General features: G+C 72.6%; 2 protein-coding genes. One reads left to right on the top strand and one right to left on the bottom strand.

Annotated elements, in window-relative coordinates:
• Positions 1–75, top strand: a 75-nt coding sequence (locus EF918_RS39380) for an SEC-C metal-binding domain-containing protein (RefSeq protein WP_148141389.1), incomplete at its 5' end; no start/stop codon positions are given.
• A 12-nt stretch (positions 76–87) separates the two neighbouring features.
• On the opposite strand, the gene EF918_RS36490 is transcribed toward EF918_RS39380, so the two are convergent.
• Positions 88–513 carry a very short patch repair endonuclease gene (locus tag EF918_RS36490; protein WP_125653043.1) on the bottom strand — a complete coding sequence of 142 codons (426 nt, stop codon included), beginning with the start codon at positions 511–513 and terminating at the stop codon, positions 88–90.
• Positions 514–636 lie beyond the last annotated feature (123 nt).

The raw sequence follows: 636 nt of genomic DNA, 5'->3' as shown, positions 1-636 counted from the left end.
CCCCCCACCCCCACCTCCCCCTGCTGGTGCACCTCGGGCAAGGCCTACGGCTCCTGCCACGGCTCCATGGGCTGACGCCGGCGGGGACTACGCCTCGCCGTCCCGTCGGACGGCCCTCATGACCTGGGCGGCCACGACCTCGGGTGCCTCGTGCTCCCAGAAGCGCAGGACCCGCCAGCCGGCGGCTTCGAGATGCGCCGTGGTCTCCAGGTCCCGCGCCATGTTGCGGTCCAGTTTGGTGCGCCACCAGTCCGAGTTGGCCTTCGGGCTGGTGGCGTGCTGCGGACAGCCGTGCCAGAAGCACCCGTCCATGAAGACGGCGATACGCGAGCCCGGGAACGCGATGTCGATCGTGCGACGCGCCATGCCGGGCACCCGGGTCTGCAGACGGTAGCGGAGCCCGGACGCGAACAGCAGGCGCCGGACGGCCATCTCGGGTGTCGTGTCACGGCGGGCCTGTCGCCGCATACGCGCCGAAACGCCTTCGCTCGACGGCACGGCCACGCGCGCCACCCGACTGTCCACCCGTTCCACCGCGTCCACGCGCCCAGTCTCCCACCCCGCGGTCACGGCCGGTCCCGGGCTCGAACAGAGGGAGCTGGTGGTGGCCGTGGATGAGGGCGGTGGGGGGTGTGG

This window comes from Streptomyces sp. WAC06614 (genome assembly GCF_003949795.1).
GTDB lineage: Bacteria > Actinomycetota > Actinomycetes > Streptomycetales > Streptomycetaceae > Streptomyces.
Note: the sequence above shows the minus strand (reverse complement) of the source record. Positions and strands in the feature narration are given on the sequence as shown.